Origin of the sequence: Streptomyces sp. NBC_00104 (assembly GCF_045160825.1) — a bacterium.
GTDB lineage: Bacteria > Actinomycetota > Actinomycetes > Streptomycetales > Streptomycetaceae > Streptomyces.
In genome coordinates this window covers 3,128,922-3,152,494 of sequence record NZ_CP108215.1, presented here as the reverse complement: position 1 = coordinate 3,152,494, position 23,573 = coordinate 3,128,922, and the positions used below count along the sequence as shown (strand labels likewise).

At 71.6% G+C, this 23,573-nt stretch carries 23 protein-coding genes and 1 pseudogene; 10 read left to right on the top strand and 14 right to left on the bottom strand.

Annotation, left to right across the window (positions count from 1 at the left end; translation table 11 throughout):
* Positions 1 to 13: 13 nt before the first annotated feature.
* On the top strand, positions 14 to 1,054 hold the full coding sequence (locus tag OG272_RS13670; RefSeq protein ID WP_405893434.1) for an aldo/keto reductase: 1,041 nt from the start codon (positions 14 to 16) through the stop codon (positions 1,052 to 1,054).
* A 34-nt stretch (positions 1,055 to 1,088) separates the two neighbouring features.
* On the opposite strand, the pseudogene OG272_RS13665 reads toward OG272_RS13670, so the two are convergent.
* Positions 1,089 to 1,628, bottom strand: a pseudogene (locus OG272_RS13665) (ABC transporter ATP-binding protein); the annotation flags it as partial.
* A gap of 444 nt (positions 1,629 to 2,072) precedes the next feature.
* Complete coding sequence (locus OG272_RS13660; RefSeq protein WP_327730053.1) at positions 2,073 to 2,870, bottom strand: SDR family oxidoreductase; 798 nt, start codon at positions 2,868 to 2,870, stop codon at positions 2,073 to 2,075.
* A 158-nt stretch (positions 2,871 to 3,028) separates the two neighbouring features.
* Between OG272_RS13660 and OG272_RS13655 the strand changes: the two genes are divergently transcribed.
* Positions 3,029 to 4,690: an alkaline phosphatase D family protein gene (locus OG272_RS13655; protein WP_405893431.1), complete on the top strand. Its 1,662-nt coding sequence runs from the start codon at positions 3,029 to 3,031 to the stop codon at positions 4,688 to 4,690.
* Positions 4,691 to 4,782: 92 nt separating this feature from the next.
* On the opposite strand, the gene OG272_RS13650 is transcribed toward OG272_RS13655, so the two are convergent.
* Positions 4,783 to 5,808 carry a Gfo/Idh/MocA family oxidoreductase gene (locus OG272_RS13650; protein WP_327730055.1) on the bottom strand — a complete coding sequence of 342 codons (1,026 nt, stop codon included), beginning with the start codon at positions 5,806 to 5,808 and terminating at the stop codon, positions 4,783 to 4,785.
* A 99-nt stretch (positions 5,809 to 5,907) separates the two neighbouring features.
* Between OG272_RS13650 and OG272_RS13645 the strand changes: the two genes are divergently transcribed.
* The 3 genes from OG272_RS13645 to OG272_RS13635 all read left to right on the top strand — a co-directional run bounded on the left by OG272_RS13645 (position 5,908) and on the right by OG272_RS13635 (position 9,626).
* Positions 5,908 to 7,383 (top strand): multidrug effflux MFS transporter, encoded by a 1,476-nt coding sequence (locus OG272_RS13645; RefSeq protein WP_405893429.1) that lies wholly within the window; start codon positions 5,908 to 5,910, stop codon positions 7,381 to 7,383.
* Between the two features lie 77 nt (positions 7,384 to 7,460).
* On the top strand, positions 7,461 to 8,513 hold the full coding sequence (locus OG272_RS13640) for a serine hydrolase domain-containing protein (RefSeq protein ID WP_326583246.1): 1,053 nt from the start codon (positions 7,461 to 7,463) through the stop codon (positions 8,511 to 8,513).
* A 75-nt stretch (positions 8,514 to 8,588) separates the two neighbouring features.
* Positions 8,589 to 9,626 carry a small ribosomal subunit Rsm22 family protein gene (locus OG272_RS13635; protein ID WP_328222847.1) on the top strand — a complete coding sequence of 346 codons (1,038 nt, stop codon included), beginning with the start codon at positions 8,589 to 8,591 and terminating at the stop codon, positions 9,624 to 9,626.
* A gap of 112 nt (positions 9,627 to 9,738) precedes the next feature.
* Here OG272_RS13635 and OG272_RS13630 read toward each other — a convergent pair whose 3' ends face one another.
* The gene (locus OG272_RS13630) at positions 9,739 to 10,416 is read right to left on the bottom strand and encodes a hypothetical protein (RefSeq protein ID WP_327730059.1); all 678 of its coding nucleotides are present in this window, start codon (positions 10,414 to 10,416) and stop codon (positions 9,739 to 9,741) included.
* A gap of 147 nt (positions 10,417 to 10,563) precedes the next feature.
* On the opposite strand from OG272_RS13630, the gene OG272_RS13625 reads away from it, so the two are divergent.
* Positions 10,564 to 11,037 (top strand): GNAT family N-acetyltransferase, encoded by a 474-nt coding sequence (locus OG272_RS13625; protein WP_326583250.1) that lies wholly within the window; start codon positions 10,564 to 10,566, stop codon positions 11,035 to 11,037.
* 117 nt (positions 11,038 to 11,154) lie between these two features.
* On the opposite strand, the gene OG272_RS13620 is transcribed toward OG272_RS13625, so the two are convergent.
* Positions 11,155 to 11,430, bottom strand: a complete 276-nt coding sequence (locus tag OG272_RS13620) for a DUF6243 family protein (protein ID WP_405893426.1) — start codon at positions 11,428 to 11,430, stop codon at positions 11,155 to 11,157.
* A gap of 96 nt (positions 11,431 to 11,526) precedes the next feature.
* Here OG272_RS13620 and OG272_RS13615 point away from each other — a divergent pair, with 96 nt between their 5' ends.
* Both OG272_RS13615 and OG272_RS13610 read left to right on the top strand, forming a co-directional pair.
* Positions 11,527 to 12,156: a TetR/AcrR family transcriptional regulator gene (locus OG272_RS13615; protein WP_326583252.1), complete on the top strand. Its 630-nt coding sequence runs from the start codon at positions 11,527 to 11,529 to the stop codon at positions 12,154 to 12,156.
* Positions 12,157 to 12,380: 224 nt separating this feature from the next.
* Positions 12,381 to 13,133 (top strand): bifunctional DNA primase/polymerase, encoded by a 753-nt coding sequence (locus tag OG272_RS13610; protein ID WP_327730062.1) that lies wholly within the window; start codon positions 12,381 to 12,383, stop codon positions 13,131 to 13,133.
* Positions 13,134 to 13,187: 54 nt separating this feature from the next.
* Here the strand turns inward: OG272_RS13610 and OG272_RS13605 are convergent, their stop codons facing one another.
* The 6 genes from OG272_RS13605 to OG272_RS13580 all read right to left on the bottom strand — a co-directional run bounded on the left by OG272_RS13605 (position 13,188) and on the right by OG272_RS13580 (position 19,603).
* Positions 13,188 to 14,246 carry a hypothetical protein gene (locus OG272_RS13605; RefSeq protein WP_327730063.1) on the bottom strand — a complete coding sequence of 353 codons (1,059 nt, stop codon included), beginning with the start codon at positions 14,244 to 14,246 and terminating at the stop codon, positions 13,188 to 13,190.
* Positions 14,203 to 15,078 (bottom strand): iron uptake transporter permease EfeU, encoded by an 876-nt coding sequence (efeU, locus tag OG272_RS13600; protein ID WP_326583255.1) that lies wholly within the window; start codon positions 15,076 to 15,078, stop codon positions 14,203 to 14,205. Before efeU ends, OG272_RS13605 begins: the two co-directional genes overlap by 44 nt.
* 3 nt (positions 15,079 to 15,081) lie before the next feature.
* On the bottom strand, positions 15,082 to 16,368 hold the full coding sequence (gene efeB / locus OG272_RS13595; RefSeq protein WP_327730065.1) for an iron uptake transporter deferrochelatase/peroxidase subunit: 1,287 nt from the start codon (positions 16,366 to 16,368) through the stop codon (positions 15,082 to 15,084).
* Between the two features lie 2 nt (positions 16,369 to 16,370).
* Positions 16,371 to 17,531 carry an iron uptake system protein EfeO gene (gene efeO, locus OG272_RS13590; protein ID WP_327730066.1) on the bottom strand — a complete coding sequence of 387 codons (1,161 nt, stop codon included), beginning with the start codon at positions 17,529 to 17,531 and terminating at the stop codon, positions 16,371 to 16,373.
* Positions 17,532 to 17,726: 195 nt separating this feature from the next.
* Positions 17,727 to 18,626, bottom strand: a complete 900-nt coding sequence (locus OG272_RS13585; protein ID WP_326583258.1) for a heme ABC transporter ATP-binding protein — start codon at positions 18,624 to 18,626, stop codon at positions 17,727 to 17,729.
* A complete protein-coding gene (locus OG272_RS13580; protein WP_405896016.1) occupies positions 18,623 to 19,603 on the bottom strand; it encodes a FecCD family ABC transporter permease in 981 nt (326 codons plus the stop codon). The genes OG272_RS13585 and OG272_RS13580 overlap by 4 nt, the downstream gene beginning before the upstream one ends.
* 251 nt (positions 19,604 to 19,854) lie before the next feature.
* On the opposite strand from OG272_RS13580, the gene OG272_RS13575 reads away from it, so the two are divergent.
* Complete coding sequence (locus OG272_RS13575) at positions 19,855 to 20,499, top strand: PhzF family phenazine biosynthesis protein (protein ID WP_405893421.1); 645 nt, start codon at positions 19,855 to 19,857, stop codon at positions 20,497 to 20,499.
* A gap of 107 nt (positions 20,500 to 20,606) precedes the next feature.
* Here the strand turns inward: OG272_RS13575 and OG272_RS13570 are convergent, their stop codons facing one another.
* Both OG272_RS13570 and map read right to left on the bottom strand, forming a co-directional pair.
* Positions 20,607 to 21,275, bottom strand: a complete 669-nt coding sequence (locus OG272_RS13570; RefSeq protein WP_326583261.1) for a biliverdin-producing heme oxygenase — start codon at positions 21,273 to 21,275, stop codon at positions 20,607 to 20,609.
* A 270-nt stretch (positions 21,276 to 21,545) separates the two neighbouring features.
* On the bottom strand, positions 21,546 to 22,403 hold the full coding sequence (map, locus tag OG272_RS13565; RefSeq protein ID WP_327730070.1) for a type I methionyl aminopeptidase: 858 nt from the start codon (positions 22,401 to 22,403) through the stop codon (positions 21,546 to 21,548).
* A 67-nt stretch (positions 22,404 to 22,470) separates the two neighbouring features.
* Here map and OG272_RS13560 point away from each other — a divergent pair, with 67 nt between their 5' ends.
* Positions 22,471 to 22,698 carry a hypothetical protein gene (locus tag OG272_RS13560; RefSeq protein ID WP_327730071.1) on the top strand — a complete coding sequence of 76 codons (228 nt, stop codon included), beginning with the start codon at positions 22,471 to 22,473 and terminating at the stop codon, positions 22,696 to 22,698.
* A gap of 15 nt (positions 22,699 to 22,713) precedes the next feature.
* On the opposite strand, the gene OG272_RS13555 is transcribed toward OG272_RS13560, so the two are convergent.
* Positions 22,714 to 23,556: an MHYT domain-containing protein gene (locus OG272_RS13555; RefSeq protein ID WP_326583264.1), complete on the bottom strand. Its 843-nt coding sequence runs from the start codon at positions 23,554 to 23,556 to the stop codon at positions 22,714 to 22,716.
* Between the last annotated feature and the right edge of the window lie 17 nt (positions 23,557 to 23,573).

Here is a 23,573-nt window from a genome sequence, read left to right as displayed (position 1 = left end):
ACCGTCCAGGGTCATGGAGACGCACCCGCACACGCACACGCACACGGGCACGGACACGCACCCGTACACCCCGTACACCAGGCCCCTCGGCCGCAGCGGTATCCAGGTCAGCGCCCTCGGATTCGGCTGCTGGGCGATCGGCGGCGAGTGGCAGGCCGCCGACGGGCAGCCGCTCGGCTGGGGGAAGGTGGACGACGAGGAGTCCGTACGGGCGGTCCACCGCGCCCTCGACCTCGGTGTCACCTTCTTCGACACGGCCGACGCGTACGGCACCGGGCACAGCGAGCGCGTCCTCGGCCGCGCCCTCGGCAAGCGCCGCGCGGACGTCGTCGTGGCCACCAAGTGGGGCAACGTCTTCGACGAGGCCACCCGCACCCTCACCGGCCAGGACGACACCCCGGCGCACGCCCGCCGCGCCCTCACCGCCTCCCTCGACCGCCTCGGCACCGACCACGTCGACCTGTACCAGCTGCACCTCTCCGACGCCGACCCCGAGCGCGCGGCCGAACTCCGCGACACCTGCGAGGAGTTCGTACGGCAGGGCCTGATCCGGGCGTACGCGTGGAGCACCGACGACCCGGACCGCGCCGCCGTGTTCGCCGAGGGGCCGCACTGCGCGGCCGTGCAGCACCGGCTGAACATCCTGCAGGACGCGCCCGAACTGCTCGCGCTGTGCGAGGGGTCCGGCCTGGCGAGCATCAACCGCAGCCCCCTCGCCATGGGCCTGCTCACCGGCAAGCACACCCCCGGGCGCGCCCTGGAGGCCGGGGACATCCGCAGCACCCCGCCCGCCTGGCTGCCGGGCTTCACGGCCGACTCCGGTGCCGACCCGGAGTGGCTCGGCCGGGTCGAGGCGCTGCGCGAGATCCTCACCAGCGGGGGCCGTACGCTCGCGCAGGGCGCCCTCGCCTGGATCTGGGCCCGCAGCCCGCGGACCGTGCCCATCCCCGGCTTCCGCTCGGTCGCCCAGGCCGAGGAGAACGCGGGCGCCCTCGCGAAGGGGCCGCTCACCGCGGACCAGGTGGCCGAGATTGACCGGATCCTGGGGCGGTGAACGGCCCGTACGACAGCCGCTGAGGGGGGGGGGCTCAGCTCGCGTACTCCTCCTGCTCTCGCGGCTGCGGTTCCTGTTCCTGCTTCTGCTCCGTGAGCGTCAGCCGGCCCGCCTTGATCGTGGCGAGTCGGGGCGCCCGCCGGGCGATCGAGGAGTCGTGCGTGACCAGGACGAAGGTGAGGCCCTGCTCGCGCCACGGACCCTCCAGCAGGGCCATGATCTCGTCGCGGGTGCCCTCGTCGAGGTTGCCGGTGGGTTCGTCGGCGAGGAGCACCTTCGGCCGCTTGACCAGCGCGCGGGCGATGGCGACGCGCTGCTGCTGACCGCCGGACAGTTCGGACGGGGCGTGGGTGAGGCGCTCGCCGAGGCCCACCGAGCGCAGCGCCTCGGCGGCCCGCTCGCGCCGCTCGGCCGGCTTCACGCCGAGCGGGACGAGCGCGGTCTCGACGTTCTCCTGCGCGGTCAGCGTCGGGATGAGGTTGAACGCCTGGAAGATGATGCCGATCTTCTCGGCGCGCAGCCGGGTCAGTCTGGCCTCGCTGACGGCGGCGAGGTCCACGCCGGGCGCGGTCACAAGCTAGGGAGGAACCTTTGAGGGGTGCTGAGCAAGGAATGTGCACGGCCTGAGAAATCGGGGCCCGGCATCGGATTTCGCTGAGACAGCGTATTCCTGAGCCGTTCATGGGCTATTGCCAGGAAATCCCGCTTGGCTACCGCCCGGAGAAGAAAAGTACGGTGGGCGGCCGTTCCGCGCTCCGGTGCTTACCCCGCGGTCCCACGCGAGGTCCGCCCCCTTCCGGAGCACGGAACGGCTGCCCACCACCCCCCTCGGGTTGGCCACGGAAGCCGCCGCCTCCAAGTGTGAAGCTCTCGTGGAGGCGAGCCCTGAGCATATGCCTGCCACGTGCTCGAATGGACCGGAGTGGAACTTTCCGTTTGTGTAAGTTGAGCCATGGACGAGTGTCGTCCGGGCCTGGTGGGCGCGGGCCGGGCGGGCCCGGCCGCTCCCTCCAGTGGCTCAGCCCCGCCCGACGTACGGCATCGTCGTCGCCATCACCGTCGCGAACTGCACGTTCGCCTCCAGCGGCAACTCCGCCATGTGTCGCACGGTCCGCGCCACATCGGTCACATCCATCACCGGTTCGGGCACGAGTTGCCCGTTCGCCTGCAGGACCCCGTTCGCCATGCGCTCGGTCATGTCCGTCGCCGCGTTGCCGATGTCGATCTGGCCGACCGCGATGCCGTACGGCCGGCCGTCCAGGGAGAGTGACTTGGTGAGGCCGGTCAGCGCGTGCTTGGTCGCCGTGTAGGCGACGGAGTGCGGGCGGGGCGTGTGCGCGGAGATGGAGCCGTTGTTGATGATCCGGCCGCCCTGCGGGTCCTGCTCCTTCATCTGCCGGTACGCCGCCTGCGCGCACAGGAACGCTCCGTTGAGGTTGGTGTCCACGACGTGCCGCCAGGCCGCGTAGTCCAGCTCCTCCACCGGCACCCCGCCCGGACCGAACGTACCCGCGTTGTTGAACAGCAGGTCCAGCCGCCCGAACCGGTCGCGCACGGCGGCGAGGAGCGCGTCCACGTCCCCGGGCCGCGAGACGTCCGTACGGACGCACAGCGCCTGCGGGGCCCCGGCGTCGGCGTGGGCCGGGCCCGCCTCGGTCGTGGTGCCGGCCTCGGCCGCGCTCTCGGCGAGCTTGTCCTCGCGGCGGCCCGCCAGCGCCACGGACCAGCCGGTGCGCAGCAGTTCCACGGCCACGGCCCGCCCGATGCCGGAGCCCGCGCCCGTCACGATCGCGATCTTGGTTTCTTTGGCCTTCATGGGCTCGCAGCGTAGGGGAGGGTCCGCGCTCGGTCGCGCAGGTGGGGCCCACCATCCGGAACTCATCCGTCCGCCATCTGGGTGTTGTGTACGTGACAGAAGATCGTTGAATCTGGCCACTCCAATGCCAAGCACAACTACCTTCAGGGGAAGGCCAGATGACACGCGCAGCCCATGAGTCGCCGCAGCCCCGTTCGTCGCACGCACCCGAACTCCGGGCCGCCGCCCGGCACTTCGACCGCCGCCGCTTCCTCACCGGCACGGGAGCCGCCGCCGCGCTCGCCTTCGCCACCAACCTGCCCGCGGCCGGTGCCGCGGCCGCCGCCACGCTCGACGCGCGGCAGATCACCGACGACCCCTTCACCCTCGGCGTGGCCTCCGGCGACCCGCTGTCCACCTCCGTGCTCCTGTGGACCCGCCTCGCCCCGGCCCCGTACCAGCCCGACGGCGGGCTGCCCGCCGAACGCGTCGCCGTCCACTGGGAACTGGCCCACGACGAGAGATTCCGACGGATCGTCAGACGCGGCACCGTCACCGCCCACCCCGAGTTCCACCACACCGTCCACGTCGAGGTCGGCCACCTCGCCCCCGGCCGCGTCTACTACTACCGCTTCCGCGCCGGCTCCTGGATCAGCGAGACCGGCCGCACCCGCACCGCCCCCGGACCCGGCCATCTGACGGGCTCCACCGCGCTCTCCTTCGCGGCCGTCTCCTGCCAGCGGTACGACCAGGGCTACTACACCGCCTACCGGCATCTCGCCGACGAGGACCTCGACGTCGTCCTCCACCTCGGGGACTACCTCTACGAGTACGCCGTGAACTCCGTCGGCGGCGCCCGCAACTACACCGACCGCGTCCTGCCCGACCTCTTCAACCACGAGACGGTCACCCTGGAGGACTACCGCCTGCGCTACGCCCTCCACAAGACCGACCCCGACCAGCGGGCCGCCCACGCCGCGCACCCCTTCGTCGTCACCTGGGACGACCACGAGACCGAGAACAACTACGCGGGCGACAACCCCGACGGCGGCGAACCCTCCGAGGAGTTCCTGCTGCGCCGCGCCGCCGCCTACCGCGCGTACTGGGAGAACCAGCCGCTGCGCCGCCCGCAGCGCCCCGACGGACCCGACATGAGGCTCTACCGCCGCTTCCGGTGGGGCCGCCTCGCCCAGTTCGACATACTCGACACCCGCCAGTACCGCTCCAACCAGGCACAGGGAGACGGCTGGCAGATCCCCGGCCCGGAGTCGGCCGACCCCGCGCGCACGATGACGGGCGCGACACAGGAGCGCTGGCTCCTCGACGGCTGGGACCGGTCCGACGCGGTCTGGAACGTCGTCCCGCAGCAGGTCACCTTCTCCCAGCGCCGCAACGCCGTCGGCGACGTCTACAAGGTGTCGATGGACTCCTGGGACGGCTACCCGGCCTCCCGCGAACGCCTCCTCGCCGGCGCGGAGGCCGCCGGCATCGAGAACCTGATGGTCCTGACCGGCGACGTCCACGTCGGCTACGCCTTCGACATCAAACGCGACTTCGACGACCGCGCCTCGCGCACGGTCGGCACCGAACTCGTCGCCACCTCCGTCAGCAGCGGCGGCAACGGCTCCGACAAGCCGGCCAACTGGGACACCTACATGACCGCCAACCCCCACATGCGCTTCTACAACGGCCGGCGGGGCTACACGACCGTCACGCTCGACCGCCGGGTGGCCCGCGCCGACTTCAAGGCCGTGCCGTACGTGACGACCACGGGCGCGGGCATCTCGACCGTGGCGTCCTTCGCGGTGGAGGCGGGCAAGCCGGGGCTCACGCCGGCGTAGACGAGGGCGGGGCGGGGCGGGGCGGGTTGGGGCGGGGCGGGCCGCGAACGAACCTTCGTTTTGTCCGCGGCCTGCCCGTATCGCGTCCCCGCCTACGCGAACGAACCTTCGTTCAGGCGCTCTTCGCCGGGGTAGCGCACCCCGACGCGGTCCCGTATCGCGTCCAGGGTGCGCATCACGGCGAGGGTGCCGTCGAGGGGGACGAGGGGGGACTCCGTCTCGCCGGCGCGCAGGGCCCGCATGACCTCGGCGGCCTCGTGACGCATGCTGTTGCGGGGGCCGTCGGCCGGGTCCGCGCTGAAGGTCCGCGGGTCGCGGCCGTCGCGGTGCAGGACGAACCGGTCCGGGAAGAAGAACCCGGACGGGATGTCGATGCGGCCCTCGGAGCCGGTCACCGAGGCGGACGTGCCCGTGCCGCCCACGATGGAGCAGTGCACCGAAGCGATAGCACCGCTCTCCCACGAGAGCAGTGCTCCGGTCTGGAGATCAACGCCCTCGTCGGAGAGCACCGCTCTCCCCGTGACGTCCGACGGCTCCCCGAGCAGCAGCTGCGCGAACGACACCGGGTACACACCGAGGTCGAGCAGCGCGCCCCCGCCCTGCGCCGGATCCCGCAGCCGGTGCGAGGGCGGGAACGGCCCGGCGAGCCCGAAGTCGGCCTGCACGGTCCGCACTTCACCGATCGCGCCGTCCCGCACCAGCTCGGCGAGCCGTCGCACCAGCGGATTGCAGTACATCCACATGGCCTCCATCAGGAACCGCCCGCGCTCCCGCGCCAGCGCGACCAGTTCCTCCGCCTCCCGCGCGTTCAGCGTGAACGCCTTCTCGCACAGCACGTTCCGCCCCGCCTCCAGACACATCCCGGCGGCGACCCGGTGCGCCGCGTGCGGAGTGGCGACGTAGACCACGTCCACGTCCGCGTCCTCGGCGAGCGCGCGCCAGTCGCCGTAGGCCCTCGGTATCCCGAACCGTTCCGCGAAGGCCTTCGCCGAATCCTCGCTCCGCGAGGCCACCGCCACGACCTCGGCGTCCGGCAGGTCGACGAGGTCGGCCGTGAAGGCCGCGGCGATCCCTCCGGTCGCCAGGATCCCCCACCGCACACGTCCGTCGTTCGACATCGCCACCCCTGTCCTCGGCCCTGGGGCGGGACTGTGACCCCGCCCACGTCGTACGAGCTGAGAGCATAGGTGGCGGACCGAACGCAGAGGGAGGGGCACATGCCCGAGGGGCACATACCGGGCTCGGCAGCGGCCGAGTCGAACACGGTGGCGGCGGAGCCGGAGCACGCGAAGCCGGGCGCGGCGGCGGAACCGCGGCCGACGCGATCGGCACAGGCGGTGCGAGCGACGCGAGCGGCGCGAGAGACGACGGCGAAAGCATCGCCGACCAACCCCACCACCCTCAGCCCCACCACCCTCAGCCCCACCGCCCTCCGCCGCACCGGCCTCCTCGTCACACTCATCCTCGGCGGGCTCACCGCCACCCCGCCCCTCGCGATGGACATGTACCTCCCGGCCCTGCCGGAGGTCACCAACTCCCTCCACACCCCCGCCACCACGGTCCAGCTCACCCTCACCGCCTGCCTCGCCGGCATGGCGCTCGGCCAGCTCCTGATCGGCCCGATGAGCGACCGCTTCGGCCGCCGCCGCCCGCTGCTCCTCGGACTCGCCGTCTACATCGTCGCCACCGCGCTCTGCGCCCTCGCCCCCACCATCGAGACCCTCGTCGCCTTCCGCCTGGTGCAGGGCCTCGCCGGCTCGGCCGGGATCGTGATCGCCCGGGCCGTGGTCCGCGACCTGTACGACGGCGACGCGATGGCCCGCTTCTTCTCGAACCTGATGCTGATCTCCGGAGTGGCCCCGATCGTCGCGCCGCTGATCGGCGGCCAGATCCTCCGCGTCACCGACTGGCGGGGGGTCTTCGTCGTCCTCACGGCCATCGGCATCGCCCTGCTGGCGGTCGTCTGGGCGAGGCTCCCCGAGACGCTCACCCCGGCCGACCGCCACGGCGGCGGCATCGGCGAGACCCTGGGCGCGATGCGCGGCCTGCTCACCGACCGGATCTTCATGGGCTACGTGCTCGCCGGCGGCTTCGCCTTCGCCGCCCTCTTCGCCTACATCAGCGCCTCCCCGTTCGTGATCCAGGAGATCTACGGCGCCTCCCCGCAGACGTTCAGCCTGCTCTTCGGCGTCAACTCCGTCGGCCTCGTCATCGTCGGCCAGATCAACGGCAAGATCCTGGTCGGCCGGGTGAGCCTGGACAAGGTGTTCGCGGTGGGCCTCACGATCGTCGCCCTGTCCGCGACCGCGCTGCTGCTGATGTCCCTCGGCGTCTTCGGCGAGGTCGGCCTGACCCCGGTGGCGGCCGCCCTCTTCGTACTGATGTCCGCGATGGGCGTCACCCTCCCCAACACCCAGGCGCTCGCCCTGATGCGGGTACGCCACGCGGCGGGTTCCGCGTCGGCCCTGCTGGGTACCTCGTCCTTCCTCATCGGCGCGATAGCGTCCCCCCTGGTCGGCGTCGCGGGCGAGGACACCGCGGTCCCCATGGCCGTGGTCCAACTGGCCTCGACACTGGTGGCCGCGGCCTGCTTCGTGGCACTGTGCCGTCCTTGGAACAGGCGTACGACGGTGGAGGATGGGGGTAGTACCCCCCTCTCCAGTGGAGCCGACAGGATGGGGGAGGACAGCTGAGCGCGCCGAGACTGCGCACGGACACTCCGGAACGGGCCGGACTCGACCCCGAGGAACTGCGCCATCTCGTACGAGAGGTGCGCGCGCTGACGGAAGGGGACCGGCCCCGTGCCCCGGCCGCCGTGGTCCTCGTCGGCCGCGGCCCCGTCATCGCCGTCGAGGAGGCGGCGGGCTGGGCGGTCCGCTACGAGGCGTACGACGAACGCACCGACCGGGGCCTGGAACTCCCGCCGGACTCCCGCGTCCCGGCGACCCCCCGCACCCCCTTCGACCTGGCCTCCCTCACCAAGCTCTTCACCGCCGTGGCCGCCGTCCAGCAAATCGAACGCGGCACCCTCGGCATCGACGCGAAAGTGGCGGCGTACCTGCCCGAGTTCACCGGCGCCGCAGAACACGGCCTCACCGTCCGCCACCTCCTCACCCACACCTCCGGGCTCCGCCCCGAACTCCCGCTGTACGACTGCCCGTCCCCGGCCGCCCGCCTGGCGATGCTCCGCGCGGAGGCCCCGACGGCTCCTCCCGGCACGGCGCACGTCTACTCCGACCTGAACCTCCTGCTCCTCCAGCACGTCCTGGAACGCCTGACGGGCCGTGGCCTGGACACCCTCGTCCGCGACGGCATCACCTACCCCCTCGGCATGACGGCCACGGGCTTCGGCCCCTGCCCGGCCGCGGCGGCGACGGAGGACCAACGCCGGCCCTGGGCGAAGGCGGACCGGGGCATGATCCGCGGCCACGTCCACGACGAGAACGCCTGGTCCCTCGGCGGTGTGGCCGGCCACGCGGGCCTCTTCTCCACCGCCCGGGACCTGGCGATCTTCTGCCGCACCCTGCTCGCCGGCGGCTCCTACGGCCCCGCCCGCATCCTCGGCCCCGACTTCATCGAACTCATGCTGACCCCGCCGGGCCTCGGCTTCGCCCTCGACCAGCCTTGGTTCATGGGGGAGTTGGCGGGCCGGGGCGCGGCCGGCCACACCGGCTTCACGGGCACGTCCCTGGTCCTCGACCAGGCGACGGACACCTTCCTCGTCCTCCTCACCAACGCGGTCCATCCCCGCCGCCGCGACCCGATCAACCCGGCACGAGCGACGGCGGGAACCCGGGTGGCACGGGCGGTGCGGGGGATGTGACGGATGTGAGGCCGGCCCGGACCGGGTCGGAGCCGAGTCGGTCACCGCGCTCCGGCCCCCTCGTAGAATCAGCACGTGAACGCCCCCGCCTCCTCAGCCGACACCCTCCGGACCGCTCTCGCCGGGCTCCTCGACGGTCTGCCGCCCAAGTCGGCCACGCAGGCGGTGGAGCGGCTGATCGCGAACTACCGGGGGCAGACGCCGACGGACGCGCCGGTGTTGAGGGACCGGTCGGACGTGGTGGCGTACGCGGCGTACCGGATGCCGGCGACGTTCGAGGCCGTGTGCGCGGCGTTGGAGGCGTTCGCGGTGGCGGTGCCCGGGTGGGTGCCCGGCGGGCACGTGGATGTCGGCGGGGGCACGGGCGCGGCGACGTGGGCGGTGACCGCGACCTGGGAGGGCGGGCGGCCGGTGACGGTGCTCGACTGGGCGGAGCCGGCGTTGGCGCTCGGGCGGGAGATCGCCGCGGCGAACCCGGAGCTGAAGGCCGCCCAGTGGCAGCGCTCTCGTATCGGATCGGCGCTCAAAATCGAGAGCACTGATCTCGTCACCGTCTCCTACGTCCTCGGGGAGCTGACCGACGCCGACCGCGCGGCCGTGGTGGAGGCCGCCGCGACCGCCGCCCAGGCGGTCGTGATCATCGAACCCGGCACGCCCGACGGCTACGCCCGCGTCATCGAGGCCCGCGACCGTCTCGTCGGCGCCGGTTTCCACATCGCCGCCCCCTGCCCGCACAGCGCCGCCTGCCCCATCGTCCCCGGCGAGGACTGGTGCCACTTCTCCGCCCGCGTCAGCCGTTCCTCCCTGCACCGCCAGGTCAAGGGCGGCTCGCTGCCGTACGAGGACGAGAAGTTCAGCTACGTGGCCGCCACCCGCTTCCCGCCGGCCCCGGCCCCCTCCCGCGTCGTCCGCAAGCCCCAGATCCGCAAGGGCCAGGTCCTCCTGGACCTCTGCGAGCCCGCAACCGAGCCCGCAAGCGAGGCCGAGGGTGGCGCCGTCCCCGCCCTCACCCGGACCACCGTGACCAAGCGCCACGGCCTCCTCTACAAGGCCGCGCGCGACACCGAGTGGGGCGACGCCTGGCCCCCGGCCGCGGACGACGACCAGCTCTGAGGCCGGGCGCCGGGCGCCGGGCACCGGGATCGCCCCGCCGGGATGCCGCACGACAGGCGCGGCCCCCGCCCGATGCGCGTCTCCCCGCCGGAGCCGCTTCGCGCGACCCGCCCTATCCGTGGGTGACGGCCCTGCGCAGCCACGGCCCCAAGCCGCGTCGCGTGACCCGCGCCACCTCGTCCGGGGGCAGCTCATCGGCTCGTTCGACCAGGACGAGGTCCCAGTGCGTCCGTCCGACCGTGCCGAGTGTCACCGCACGCTCGCGCAGCAGGTACCGCGCCGCCGACGCGACATCGGTCACCGGAGGGCTCACCTCGTACTCGGCGAGTTTCCCGACGTACCGGTCCAGCCACCGCGCACCTTCCCGCCGGGCGGCGCGGGACAGGGCGGTCTCGGGATTCCCGTCGAGGTAGACCATGACCGGGCAGACCGGTGCGAGCACCTCCGCGAGTTCGGTCATGAACGCGTTGATCGTCTCCTCGCCGTGGCCCATGGCCAGCAATGTCGGCACATACGGCATGAGGGCGTCCGCGACCACGACGTCGTCGCCGTTCGCCCGAACCGCGTCGACGAACCGTGCCGTCGCCGTGATCAACGGCTCCCGTCCGACTCTGCCCGTCGCCCGGAATTCCTCGGCGACCGCGGCGAACTGCGGCCGGGTCAGGATCTCCTCCTCGCGGAAGTGGTCCACCCGCAGCCCGGTGCCGGACAGCCACCGGGAGAGCGCCACGCACAGCGTCGACTTGCCCACTCCGGGAGACGCTCCGCACACCGTGATCAGGACGGTCATGGCAACCCAGCCTAGGCTCGGCGGTCATCACCGCCCATTCCGCCGTGTCTGCGCCCGGTTCGTGGACGGGGCAGCCGACCGGTGTCCTCGTGCCCGCCCCGTAATTCACTTGCGTTACCCGCGTGGCCTCCGGCTATCTCATCGATCATGTCCACCACCCCGCACCTCGCCGAGATAAGCCCCGCCAACCTCGACGCCGCGCTCGACGTCCGCATCCGCCCCGATCAGGAACACCTGGTGGAGCCGGTCGCGAAGTCGCTGGCCGAGGCGTATGTCCACCCCGGTGTCGCCTGGCCCCGGCTCATCCTGGACGGTGATCGCGCGGTCGGCTTCCTGATGGCCTTCCTCGACATCGACTGGAAGGGCGACGGCTCGGGCACCGACCTCCGTTCCGGGCTCTGGCGGCTCAACATCGCCGCCGGCGAACAGGGGCGGGGGTACGGCCGTTTCGCCGTCGAGTCCGTGGCCGCCGAGATCCGCCGCCGTGGCGGCAGCCGGCTCTTCGTCACCTGGCACCCCGGCCCGGACGGCCCGGAGGCCTTCTACCTCGGCCTCGGCTTCCGCACAACGGGGGAGACCAGCGGGAGCCAGACGGTGGGGGCGCTGGACCTGGCCGGATGAGGGCCCGCCTCTACCCGGACGCAGTCGCCGCACCCGCCCGCGTCGGCCCGTCCGAAGGGCGGGCCCGCCCCGCTGGACGCCGTCAAGGGGCTTCCGGCGGGGCGGCCCCACCGCGGTTCACGACGTCCGGTCGGTCGTGCCTTCCGTCCCCGTCCCCGTCCCCGTCCCCGTCCCCGTCCCCGTCCCCGTCCCCGTCTCCGTCTCCGTCTCCGTCTCCGTCTCGGCTTCCTGGCGTTTCTCCTGGAGCTTGCGCAGCAGCTCCCGCTTCTGGGCCTGGGGGTCGAGGCCACCGCCGACGCGCCCGTTCGCCGGGCCGCCGCGCAGGGCCTTGCGGCCCAGGTTCCGGCGGGAACCGCCCACACCCAGCATGTTTCCCGCTCCGCCTCGGCTCATGACAGTCTCCTTCGATGTGACGATACGGTTCGTCTCGCTTACGTTCACCACCATCAGGCGAGACGTATCGTCTTGTCAACCTGATAAATTCGGGGCATGGCCAAAAAGACCGCCCCTGATTCCGCCCGGCGCAGCGAGAAGTCCCGTCGCGCCATCTACGACGCCGCCCTCGCCCTCGTGGGCGAGGTCGGCTACCAGAAGACGACCATCGAGGGCATCGCCGCCCGCGCCGGCGTCGGGAAGCAGACGATCTACCGGTGGTGGTCCTCGAAGGGGGAGGTGCTGCTGGAGGCGTTCCTCGATCTGCAGGAACAGGCCGCCGAGCAGGTGGCGGAGCCGGGACAGGAGCCCGAGGAGTACGCCATCCCGGACACCGGCGACCTCGCGGCCGACCTCAAGTACGTCCTGCGGGCCACCGTCGACGAACTCCTCGATCCGAAGTTCGAGGTGCCCTCCCGTGCCCTCGCCGCCGCGGGCGTCGTCGACGAAAAGCTCACGAAGGAGTTCGTGGCCCAGCTCCTCGAACCCCAACTCCAGTTCTACGTGCAGCGGTTGAAGGCCGCGCAGGACGTGGGCCAGGTCAGGCAGGATCTCGACCCGCGCATCGCCCTCGAACTCTTCGTCTCACCCCTCGCCCAGCGCTGGCTCCAGCGGACGGGACCCATCTCCTACGAGTACACGGACAAACTCGTCGACTACGCCCTCCACGGCCTCGCGCCCCGCTGACCCCGTCAACTCCCCGCCCGAGTGTGACCAAAACGACCAGGGGCCGACCGGGCGGGGCCCGGGAGCGGACCGTAAATCCCGTCAAAGCACGTGATGACCCACCATTCCTGTCCGCACTCCGGCATCGCCCCACCTACCCCGGATGTGGGCTCCGGCCACCCTCGGCGCAGGATGGTGGGACCATGGACACATGGTGTCCGCACCACAGCGAGGCGAGGGGATAGATGAGCGCGACGTTCGGTGGCCGGAGCGGTCGGCAGGGCAGGTTCTCCGAGTGGCTGCGCGCCCGTCGTACCAGCGGCCCGCTCGACGGGACCGCCGACGACGCCGGCCGTGAGGAGCTGCTGCTCGCCGCCGCCGCTGCCGGACTCCCGCTCGCGCCCGCCGCGTACCCCTCGGGCTACCGGTGCTCCTGTGACCGCGTCGGCTGTCCCACCCCCGCCCGGCACCCGGTGTCGTTCGCCTGGCAGACGCAGTCCACCACCGACCGCACCCAGATCGAGCGCTGGGCCCGGCACCAGCCGCAGGCCAACTTCATCACCGCCACCGGAATGGTCCACGACGTGCTGGACGTACCGCTCGCCGCCGGGCAGGAGGCCGTCGAGCGGCTGCTCGCCTCCGGGATCGAGGTGGGGCCCGTCGCGGAGTTCGAGTCCGAGTCCGAAAACGGACGGCTCCTCTTCTTCACCCTCACCCGGGGCACCCCCGAGGACGAGGACGAGTGGTGGCCCTGCGAGCTGGACTGCCACCCGGAGACCATGGACGAACATCCGGGGCTGCGCTGGCACTGCCGCGGGTCCTACGTCCTGGTCCCGCCGGCCCGGCTCCCCGGCGACCTCTCCGTCCGCTGGGTACGCGGCCCCGAGCACCCGCTGCCGGACCCGCTGACCCTGCTGGAGATCCTCACCGACTCCTGCTCCCGCCATGTGGGCGAGCAGCCGGACCACACCGACGCGGCCTGGCCCTCCAGGGGCTGACACCGCACCCGGGCCGACGGCGGCCGAGCGGCCCCTCTCCCGGGACCGCCCGAGTCACTCGCCCTTCGCCCCCGTGAGCCCGCCGACCTGGCTCAGGATCCTCACCTGCTGGTCCGACTTCGTCTTCGCCGGATCGAGGACGGCCTGGTTGTTCACGAACTCCAGGGTCAGGGACTGCTTGGGCTCGCCCGTCATCAGCGCCCGCACGGCCGCGTCGTTGACGGGGATGTTCACGCCCTGCGCAGCCGTCTGCTTCTGGTAGTGGCGGGTGGTGAAGAAGACCAGCGCGCCGCCGTCCGTGGTGCGCAGGCCGACCGGCGCGTAGTCGCCGTTGGTGAGGGCCTCGTCGACGTACTGCCGCGCCAGGCCCGGCTTCTCCGCGTTCAGCCGGCGCCGGGAGCGCTCCTCGGAGGTGTACGGGCCGTCCGCGAAGAGGGCGCTGTCCTCCTTCAGGTACGTCACGTACCTGTCGGGCAACTGCGCGGGCGTGACGGAGAGTTCGGGGTCGTCCGGCGTGACCGCCTGGGCGTAGCCGTCCTCGTCCTTCTGGAACTCCGGCATGTCCTCGGCGGGCACGATCGTGAGGAAGGAGACCTCCCACAGATCGGTCAGCCCGTCGCGGGTGAAGACGAACAGCCAACGGTCCGTCGCGTTGCCCTTGTTGGCGGTGGCGTCGGCCACGAACCAGCGCGGCCAGGCCGCCTTCTCCGGGATCGTGTACCTGACGTCGGCCAGCTTCAGCGCCACATGGTTCGGGTTGCCGCTCGGGTTGAGCTTCGCGCCCGAGCGGAGCTTGCCGCCGTCGATGTCGGCGAGCGCGCCGGTGACCCGGGAGGAGTCCTGGGACTGGTCGTTGGCCTTGTCCGCCTTGTTGTAGGCGGTGGTGAAGTCCTTCAGCGCCCGCGCCGCCTCCCCCCGCGTCGCCGCAGGGAGGATCTCCAGGTCGCCGCGGACCACCACGCACCCGCTCGCCGTCAACGACAGCGCGGTCACCGCCGTGGTCACCAGCGCGCCGCGGCCGTACGAGCGGAGTCCGAGGAACCTCCCGCCTGTACGAACCGGACGAACCTCACGAAGCCTTCGTGGGCTCCGAACCCCGCGCACCCTGCTCATCAGGAATCTTCACCTTCCCCTTCCCGGAGGCGAACCCTACCGGGGCGAGGAACAGCGCGAACGTCGGGATCAGATACAGGCCCCAGACCGTGACTTGGAGGACGGTCGGGTCGGGCTGGAAGTTGAAGACGCCCTTCAGGAGGGTGCCGTACCAGCTGTCCGGCGGGATCGTCCCCGTGATGTCGAACGCCTTGTCCGTCAGGCCGGGCAGGAAGTCTGCCTCCTGGAGGTCGTGGAAGCCGTACGCGAGGACACCGGCCGCGACGACCACGAGCATGCCGCCGGTCCAGGTGAAGAACTTGGCGAGGTTGATGCGCAGGGCGCCCCGGTAGAACAGCCAGCCGAGCACGACGGCCGTCGCCAGGCCCAGCAGGACGCCGACCAGCGGGCCCTCGGTGCCGTCGTTCGACGCCCGCACCGACGTCCACACGAACAGCGAGGTCTCCAGGCCCTCCCGGCCCACCGCGAGGAACGCGGTCGCCACCAGGGCGCCCGTGCCCATCCGGAGGGCCGCGTCCAGCTTGCCGTGCAGGTCGGCCTTCAGATGGCGGGCCGTGCGCCGCATCCAGAAGACCATCCAGGTCACCAGGACCACCGCGATGATCGACAGGGAGCCGCCGAGCGCCTCCTGTGCCTTGAACGTCAGCTCCTGGGAGCCGAATTCGAGGACGCAGCCGAAGGCGAGGGCCAGCCCCACGGCGACCCCGATGCCGATCCAGATGGGCTTCAGCGCGTCCCGGCGGTCCGTCTTCACCAGATAGGCGATGAGGATGCAGACGACGAGACTGGCCTCCAGGCCCTCCCGCAGACCGATCAGATAGTTCGCGAACACGGCCTACGCCTCCTTCGAGAACAGCGCCCGGCCCCACCAGTCGTCCGCGTCCCGGACGCCCGGCGGCACCGCGAAGACCGCCGAACCCACGTGCTGGATGTACTCGTTGAGCGCGTCCGTGGCCAGGTTGCGCTGGACCGGGATGAACCCCGTCCGCACATCGCGCTGGTAGGCGAGGAAGAACAGGCCCGCGTCCAGGCGGCCCAGACCGTCCGTGCCGTCGGTGAAGGAGTAGCCGCGGCGCAGGAGCGTCGCCCCGTCGTTGGAGTCGGGGTGCGCGAGCCGTACGTGCGCGTCCGGCAGCATCGCCTTCAGGAACGGCTCGTCCCGCTCCTTCGCCTTGCCCACCGGGGCGCCCTCGCCCTTGTCACGGCCGAAGATGTCCTCCTGCTCCCGCAGCGAGGTCCGGTCCCAGGTCTCGATGTGCATCCGGATGCGCCGGGCGACGAGATACGAGCCGCCGGTCATCCACGCCGAGTTCTCGTCGACGTCCTTCTCGCCCACCCACACGAACTTCTTCAGCCGGGCCGTCTCCGTGCCCGCGATGTTGCGGGTGCCGTCCTTGAACCCCATGAGGTTGCGCGGGGTCTGCGCCTCGGGCGTGGTCGAGGAGGTCTTGCCGAAGCCGAGCTGCGACCAGCGGACCGACACCTTGCCGAAGCCGATGCGGGCGAGGTTGCGGATGGCGTGCACCGCGACCTGCGGATCGTCCGCGCAGGCCTGGACGCACAGGTCGCCGCCGCTGCGGGCCCGGTCCAGGTTGTCGCCGGCGAACTGCGGCAGGTCCACCAGAGCCTCGGGCCGCTGCCCCGCCAGATCGAACCTCTCGAACAGCGACGGCCCGAAGCCGATCGTCAGCGTCAGCCGGGACGGCTGCAGCCCCAGCGCCTCGCCGGTGTCGTCCGGCGGGGCCTCGGCCAGACCGCCGTACCCGCCGTCGCCGACCGCCTTCCCGGCCGTCATCCGGCGCGCGGCGGCCGTCCAGTCCTTCAGCATCGTCACGAACTCGGCGCGGTCGTCCGTCTTCACGTCGAACGCGGCGAAGTGCAGCCGGTCCTGCACGGGCGTGGCGATACCGGCCTGGTGGGTGCCGTGGAAGGCGATCGGGCCGCCCGCACCCGAGGAACCGCCGTCCTCGCCGGTGCGGGCCACCGCCACCGCGCCGCCGGCCGCGGCGGCACCGAGCGCGAGCCCGGCACCGCCCCAGCCGATCAGCGAACGCCTCGACGGAGTACGGGAGTTCTCGGACGCGGGACGGGGGGTGGGCTCGGGGGTCTCCTCGGTGGTCATCGTCACTTCACCACGGCTGCCGCGAGCTGGGAGAGCGGCTCGGCGAGCGCGTTGACCGCGTCCGACAGCTCCTTGCGGTCGTCCTTGCCCACCTTGTCGTAGGAGACGAAGTCGTAACCGGTCTTGTCCGCGCGGTACTTGTCGAGCAGCGTGTTCAGCGCCGCGAACTGCTGGTCGAGTTCCTTCGTCAGCTCCGGGTCGTTCTCGGCGGCGACGGCCTTCAGCAGCGTGTACGACTCCTCGGCGCCCTCGACGTTGGCCTTGAAGTCGACGAGGTCGGTGTGCGAGTAGCGCTCCTCCTCGCCGGTGACCTTGCCGGTGGCGACCTCGTCGAGGAGTTCCTTGGCGCCGTTGGCCATGGAGGTCGGGGTGATCTCGGCCTTGCCGACCCGCTTCTGCCAGTCCTCCAGGTCGGTCACCAGTTGGTCGGCCAGCTCGGAGTCGCGGTCGGTGAGCTTGCCGTCCCGCCAGAGTGAACGCTCCAGCCGGTGCCAGCCGGTCCAGTCCTTCTCTGTGTTTTCATCGGCCCGACCCCCCTCCAGACCGTCCTCGCGCAGGTCGACCTTCGGGTCGATGTCACCGAAGGACTCGGCGACCGGCTCGGTGCGCTCCCAGCCGATACGGGAGGGCGCGTACGCCTTCTTCGCGGCCTCGACGTCCCCGTCCTTGACGGCCTCGGCGAACACCTTCGTCAGCGGGACGGTCTCGTCGGCCTGGGCCTGCGCGTACTTGCGGTACGAGGCGACGGCCTTGTCGAGCCGGGGATCGCGCTCGGCGACCTTGCCGCTGCCCGTGGCCGTGACGTCCTGCCGGATGCCGTCGCCCTTCATACCGGGCTTGCAGGCGATCTGGTACTCGCCCTCCTTCACCTCGGCGGTGACCTTCTGCTTGGTGCCGGGGCCGATGTTCTCGCGCTCGGTGACCACCCGGTCGTCCGGGAAGAGGACGTAGACCTCGGTGACCTTGGAGCCCTTGTTCTCGATGTCCAGCTCGATGTGCCCCGCCGGGAACTCCTTCTTCGACACCTCGCACTCGGTGTCGGTCGCGGTCACGGCGATGACCCCGTCCGCGCCCGCACTGCTCTTCTCGGTGCAGCCGGTGACGGCGGTCAGGGCCGCCACGGCCGTGGCGGCGGTGACGACGGAGAGTCTGAGGGGGCGCATTTCGGCTCCAAGGCAGTACACAGGGGACACACAGAGAAGGTGAGGCTGCCCAAAGTTATCTGAGCCTTACCTCACCAAATGCTGTGCCCCCAGTGAAACCCGCTCCCGGGAGCCGTACGAGCACGGTCCGATCACGGTGGCCAAAAACAGCCCCCATAGTCCGGTCAAGAGCGGGTCAAGAGACCCAATCCGCGGTCAAGAATCCCGTTTCGGTGTGATCAGGGCATCACCGGTCCGCGGATGCGGGAACACCTCGACCGGCTGCCCGTACACCTCCGACAGCAACTCCTCCTCGAAGACCCCGGCCGGCGGTCCGTCCGCCGCGATCCGCCCGTCGCGCAGCACGGCCACCCGGTCCGCGTACGCCGCCGCCAGCCCCAGATCGTGCAGGACGACGACGACCGCGTCCCCGGCCCGCGCCCGTGCCCGGCACACCCGCAGCACCAGCTCCTGATGCCGCAGGTCCAGCGCGGCCGTCGGCTCGTCCAGCAGCAACAGCGGCGCCCGCTGGGCGAGCACCCGCGCCAGCGCCACCCGGGCGCGCTCGCCGCCGCTCAGTGCCGAGAACGGCCGGGCCGCGAACCCGGTGACCTCCGTGACCGCCATCGCCTCCGCCACGGCCGCGTCGTCGGGGTCCGCCTCGCCGTCCACGGCCGGCTGCCGCACCCAGGGCGCCCGCCCCATCCGTACGACCTCCTCCACCGTGAACGGGAACGACAGCGCCGCCGACTGGGGCAACACCGCCCGTCGCAGCGCCAGTTCGGGCGCCGACCACTCACCCGCCGGCCGCCCGTGCACCCGTACGACACCGCCGTCGACCGGCAGATCCGCCGCCAGCGCGCCCAGCAGCGTCGACTTGCCCGCGCCGTTGGGTCCGACGAGCGCGAGCACCTCGCCCGCGCGGGCGGCGACACGGACGCCGTGCAGCACCTCCCGGGCACCGAGCCGGACGGTGACGCCCTCGGCTTCGGCGAGGACGTCACCGGGGTGGCACGGGGGAGGGGGAGCGGGGACACCCGGACCCAGGCGCCCCCTGAGCAGCGCTCGCAGAGACTGCCCTCTCGTCCCTCTCGTCCCTCTCGTCCTGGACGTCATGCCCAGCCTCCCTGCTTGCGGCGGGTCCTGCGGAGCAGCCAGAAGAAGAACGGGCTGCCGATCAGGGCGGTGAGGACGCCGAGCGGGAGTTCGGCGGGCTGGACGATCGTGCGGGCCGCCAGGTCCGCCGCCAGCAGGACGACCGCCCCGGCGAGCGCGCTGCCCGGGATCAGGAACCGGTGCCCCGGCCCGGCCGCCATGCGCAGCAGATGCGGGACGACCAGCCCGACGAACCCGATCACCCCGGACACGCTCACGGCGGCGGCGGTGAGCAGCGCGACGACCAGGATCAGCACGACCCTCAGCCGCTCCACGTCCACCCCGAGGTGCCGCGTCGGCCGCTCACCCAGCGCGAGCAGGTCCAGCCTCCGCGCGTACAGGGGCGCCACGGTCAGCCCGATCACCGCGCACGGCAGGACGGCCAGCACCTTCGGCCACGTCGACTGTGCGAGCGAGCCCAACTGCCAGAAGGTGATCTGGTTGACGGCCGCCGTGTCCTGCGCCAGGAAGATGAACAGCCCGATCGTGGCGCCCGCGAACGCGTTCACCGCGATACCGGTGAGGATGAGCGTCACGACCTCCGTGCGCCCGCCCGACCGCGACATCCCGTACACCACGAACACGGTGATCACACCGGCGACGAACGCGAACACCGACACCGTCCAGGTGCCGAGGAACGTGATCCCGAACGCGATCGTCGCGACCGCGCCCACCGCCGCGCCCAGCGAGACCCCGATGACACTCGGCTCCGCCAGCGGGTTCCCGAAGATCCCCTGCATGAGCGCGCCCGCGCACCCGAGCGATGCCCCGATCAGCGACGCCAGCACGATCCGCGGGAACCGCACGTTCCACAGCACCGACTCGGGGACGCGTTCGAGCCGCGCCCCGCCGAGCCCGATCCGATGGGCGACCGAGGAGATCACGTCACCGGTGGGGATCGGGTAGGCCCCGACTCCGCCGGCGACGGGGACCAGCACGAGGAGGGCGACGACGAGGCCGACGGTGAGGAGGAGGGGGGCGCGACGGCGGGCGGGGGCGGAGGCCCGTGACCCGCTGGTCTCCGCGGCGTCGCTCGCCGTGGCGGACCCGTCGGACCTCTCCGGCTCGACCGGCTTGTCCAGTACGGTCACTTGGTCCTCTCATGGATGGGGCCGGCCCTGCCCGATCGCTGTCCGGCGGTGCGGTGACCTGGTACGACCCGGGGCCCGGTTGATGTTTGAATGCGGGGGTGACCGACTTCGATGTGCTGCGGGTGTTCTGCGGACCCCGCGGCGGATACGGCAACGAACTGGGCGTCGTCCGCGAGGGCTCCGTGATGCCCGACCGCGCCGAGCGCCAGGAGTTCGCCGCCAAACTCGGCTTCAGCGAGACCGTGTTCGTGGACGACCCCGAGCGCGGTGTCATCGACATCTACACCCCCTCGCTGCGCCTGCCCTTCGCCGGATACCCGTGCGTGGGCGCGGCCTGGCTGCTCGACGTACCCGAACTGGTCACCCCTGCCGGGGTCGTCGGGGCCCGGCTGGACGGCGAGTTCAGCTGGATCGAGGCCATGCCGGAGTGGGCCCCGCCCCGCACGTTCCGCCAGTACGCCTCCGCCGCCGAGGTCGACGACCTGCGCGTCCCGGAGCCAGGCGAGTGGATCTATGCCTGGGCCTGGGAGGACGAGGCCGCCGGCCGCGTCCGCGCCCGCGCCTTCCCCGGCCGCGGCGACGGCATCGACGAGGACGAGGCCACGGGCGCGGCGGCGCTACAGCTGACGGCCCAGCTGGGCCGAGCCCTGAACATCACCCAGGGCACGGGCTCCCAGATCCTGACGGCACCGCAGCCGCACGGGTGGGTGGAGGTCGGGGGGCGGGTGTTCCTGGAGCGGTAGGGCGCTCCTTCGACAAGGGCCGCACCCCGTGCCTTCAAGGGGCGCGGGGAACTGCGCGACCAGCCCCCACGCACCCGCAGTGAACAATCGGCCCCGCAGCGGAGCGCTCACGCGCTGAGGGGGAATTCCTCACCCAGCGCGAGAAAGACCGCGGTGTTCAGCGCGAACGCCCGCTTGCACTCACTCACGATCCGCTGCTTCTCCAGGTCATCGGCCCGCACCCGGTCCAGCAGCTCCCGGTACCCGCGCTTGAACGCGGCCGGGTTGGTGATCTCCTCGAAGACGTAGAACCGGACCCCGTCGCCCTTCCTGGCGAGGCCCCAGGTCTTCTCGGCCCGGTCCCGGACGATCTGCCCGCCGGAGAGGTCACCGAGGTACCGCGTGTAGTGGTGGGCCACATAACCGCCGGCCCAGGTGCGCGCGCACTCGGCGACCCGCGCCGCGTACGCCTCGGTCGCCGGCAGCGCCGTGAGCGTCGAGCGCCAGCCGGGGCCGCGCAGATACTCCAGGTCGCGCTCCAGCGCCGCCAGCCGCATCAGCTCGGGCTGGATGAACGGCCCCGCGACGGGGTCCCCGGCCAGCCCCGGCGCGGCGCTCTCCAGCGCCTCGTACACGAACCACAACTGCTCGGTGTACCGCGTGTACGCCTCGATGCCGAGTTTGCCGCCCAGCATGTCGTCCATGAACGTCGTGGACACCACCTCGGTGTGCTGTTCGTGCGAGGCGGTGCGGATGAGCGTGGAGAACGCCGTGTCCGATGCGACCGACGCGTTCATGGAGGCCTCCGGTGCCGAAGTGGGGAAGACGAGAAGCTGACGTCATTTTCTATGGTTAGGCTTACCTAAGTCAACAGGTTCCCGACTCCCTGTCGGTAAAAAGGTACCCCGAATCCCCACCGGCCCCCCCTGGAATCCGTGCAACGCATCCGGGCGTGCGTCCGGGCACGAATCCGCGCAACGCATCCGGGCATGCGTCCGGGCAGCGAAAAGCCCGCCGTGCGGCCGGAACCGAAGGCGGGCTGTCGCTTGAGGGCGTCTGATGTGGGTCTACGGCAGCGTGAGGATCTCCGCGCCGGTCTCCGTCACCACCAGCGTGTGCTCGAACTGGGCGGTCCGCCGGCGGTCCTTCGTCACGACCGTCCAGCCGTCGTCCCACATGTCGTAGTCGTACGACCCGAGCGTGAGCATCGGCTCGATCGTGAACGTCATCCCGGTCTGGATCACGGTGGTGGCGTGCGGGGAGTCGTAGTGCGGGACGATCAGCCCGGAGTGGAACGACGAGTTGATCCCGTGCCCGGTGAAGTCGCGCACGACCCCGTACCCGAACCGCTTCGCGTACGACTCGATGACCCGCCCGATGATGTTGATCTGCCGGCCGGGCCTGACCGCCTTGATGGCCCGGGCGAGGGACTCCCGGGTCCGCTCGACGAGAAGCGACGACTCCTCGTCCACGTCCCCCACCAGGTAGGTGGCGTTGTTGTCGCCGTGGACGCCGCCGATGTACGCCGTCACGTCCAGGTTGACGATGTCGCCGTCGCGCAGCACGGTCGAGTCGGGGATGCCGTGGCAGATGACCTCGTTGACCGAGGTGCACAGCGACTTGGGGAAGCCCCGGTAGCCGAGCGTCGAGGGGTAGGCCCCGTGGTCGCACATGTACTCGTGCGCGACCCGGTCCAGTTCGTCCGTGGTGACCCCGGGAGCGATGTGCTTGGCCGCCTCGGCCATCGCCCGCGCCGCGATCCGGCCGGCGATCCGCATCGCCTCGATGGTCTCGGGCGTCTGCACCTCCGGCCCGGTGTACGGAGTCGGGGCGGGCTTGCCCACGTACTCGGGTCGGCGGATGTTTCCCGGGACGGGGCGGGTGGGGGAGAGCTTCCCCGGTGCGAGCAGCGACTGGCCAGACATGCCCGCGAGTTTAACCAGCGGTGGTGGGGGACGATGTCGGTGACGACCGATGAAGGGAACTCATGTCATGCCCCTGTTCAAGCGGCGTACCGTCGGCAAGCCCGGCGAATGGTTCTACTGCCTGGAACACAAGAAGGTCGAAGAGGGGCCCGACTGCCCCGGCAAGGACCGCATGGGACCCTACGCCTCCCGCAAGGACGCCACCCTGGCGATGGAAACGGCCCGCGAACGCAACGCGGAATGGGACACGGACCCCCGGTGGCACGACACCCCGTCCGGGGAGTCCGGCACCTGACCTGGCGGTCGCCTTTCACCACTCCGCGGGAGTGGAGGGGCGGCCGTCGTGCAAAGCCCGCTGCCGCGTGGGAGCGTCGAGTCCGTCCTTGCGAGAGGAGGGTGCCGCCGTGCGCTCCCACTGGGCGTCGCCGAGCACCATGTCGGGGTCGAACATGACGACGACGGCGGAGATCAGGAGGGCGACGAGCGGGCCCGCGAGCATGGCCAGCAGGAACGACAGCAGGTCGGCGGAGGACTGCGAGACGGCGGACCGGCCGGTGAGGTGGACGGAGACGGAGGCCATGCCGGTGTAGTGCATACCGGTCACGGCCACGCCCATGATCATGCTCGCCCCGATGCTGGCCCACAGCGTGTGGATGGAGACGGCCGCCCACAGGGCCGCCGTGGCGGCGATGACGGCGATGACGACGGAGAGGGTCACCGTCGGGGTGTCGTAGTGGAGTGTGCCGTTGGTGTGCATGGCGGCCATACCGAGGTAGTGCATGGCCGCGACGCCGAGCCCGGTGACCGCGCCGGCCGTCGCCAGTGTCAGCGGGGAAGCGCCCCGGTAGCCGACGAGGAACAAGCCGACCGCGACCACGCCGATGGCGACCGCGAGGCTGAGCAGCGTCTTCGTCGTGTCGTAGTCGACCAGCGCGCCCTGGATGTTGAAGCCGATCATGGCGATGAAGTGCATGGTCCAGATGCCGCAGCCGATCGATGTGGCCCCCAGGGCCAGCCACCCCGCTCTGCGGTGCCGGCGTCTCAGTGACCGGGTCGTGCACCTCAGCCCGAGCGCGGCCCCGAGGCAGGCCAGCAGATAAGCCGCGACCGGGGTCGCGGCGCCGTAATAGAAGTTGGAGACGGTGGCGTTCATGCGGGGCCCTCCCCTGG

Excerpts from the sequence above, each read along its gene's own strand:
- OG272_RS13620 (WP_405893426.1), bottom strand. The coding sequence starts at position 11,430 with ATGAGCCGAGGCGGAGCGGGAAACATGCTGGGTGTGGGCGGTTCCCGC.
- OG272_RS13670 (WP_405893434.1), top strand. The coding sequence starts at position 14 with ATGGAGACGCACCCGCACACGCACACGCACACGGGCACGGACACGCAC.
- OG272_RS13610 (WP_327730062.1), top strand. The coding sequence starts at position 12,381 with ATGAGCGCGACGTTCGGTGGCCGGAGCGGTCGGCAGGGCAGGTTCTCC.
- efeB (WP_327730065.1), bottom strand. The coding sequence starts at position 16,368 with ATGACCACCGAGGAGACCCCCGAGCCCACCCCCCGTCCCGCGTCCGAG.
- OG272_RS13645 (WP_405893429.1), top strand. The coding sequence starts at position 5,908 with ATGCCCGAGGGGCACATACCGGGCTCGGCAGCGGCCGAGTCGAACACG.
- OG272_RS13630 (WP_327730059.1), bottom strand. The coding sequence starts at position 10,416 with ATGACCGTCCTGATCACGGTGTGCGGAGCGTCTCCCGGAGTGGGCAAG.
- OG272_RS13615 (WP_326583252.1), top strand. The coding sequence starts at position 11,527 with ATGGCCAAAAAGACCGCCCCTGATTCCGCCCGGCGCAGCGAGAAGTCC.
- OG272_RS13585 (WP_326583258.1), bottom strand. The coding sequence starts at position 18,626 with ATGACGTCCAGGACGAGAGGGACGAGAGGGACGAGAGGGCAGTCTCTG.
- OG272_RS13650 (WP_327730055.1), bottom strand. The coding sequence starts at position 5,808 with ATGTCGAACGACGGACGTGTGCGGTGGGGGATCCTGGCGACCGGAGGG.
- OG272_RS13570 (WP_326583261.1), bottom strand. The coding sequence starts at position 21,275 with ATGAACGCGTCGGTCGCATCGGACACGGCGTTCTCCACGCTCATCCGC.
- map (WP_327730070.1), bottom strand. The coding sequence starts at position 22,403 with ATGTCTGGCCAGTCGCTGCTCGCACCGGGGAAGCTCTCCCCCACCCGC.
- efeO (WP_327730066.1), bottom strand. The coding sequence starts at position 17,531 with ATGCGCCCCCTCAGACTCTCCGTCGTCACCGCCGCCACGGCCGTGGCG.
- OG272_RS13605 (WP_327730063.1), bottom strand. The coding sequence starts at position 14,246 with ATGAGCAGGGTGCGCGGGGTTCGGAGCCCACGAAGGCTTCGTGAGGTT.
- OG272_RS13560 (WP_327730071.1), top strand. The coding sequence starts at position 22,471 with ATGCCCCTGTTCAAGCGGCGTACCGTCGGCAAGCCCGGCGAATGGTTC.
- OG272_RS13660 (WP_327730053.1), bottom strand. The coding sequence starts at position 2,870 with ATGAAGGCCAAAGAAACCAAGATCGCGATCGTGACGGGCGCGGGCTCC.
- OG272_RS13655 (WP_405893431.1), top strand. The coding sequence starts at position 3,029 with ATGACACGCGCAGCCCATGAGTCGCCGCAGCCCCGTTCGTCGCACGCA.
- OG272_RS13625 (WP_326583250.1), top strand. The coding sequence starts at position 10,564 with ATGTCCACCACCCCGCACCTCGCCGAGATAAGCCCCGCCAACCTCGAC.
- OG272_RS13555 (WP_326583264.1), bottom strand. The coding sequence starts at position 23,556 with ATGAACGCCACCGTCTCCAACTTCTATTACGGCGCCGCGACCCCGGTC.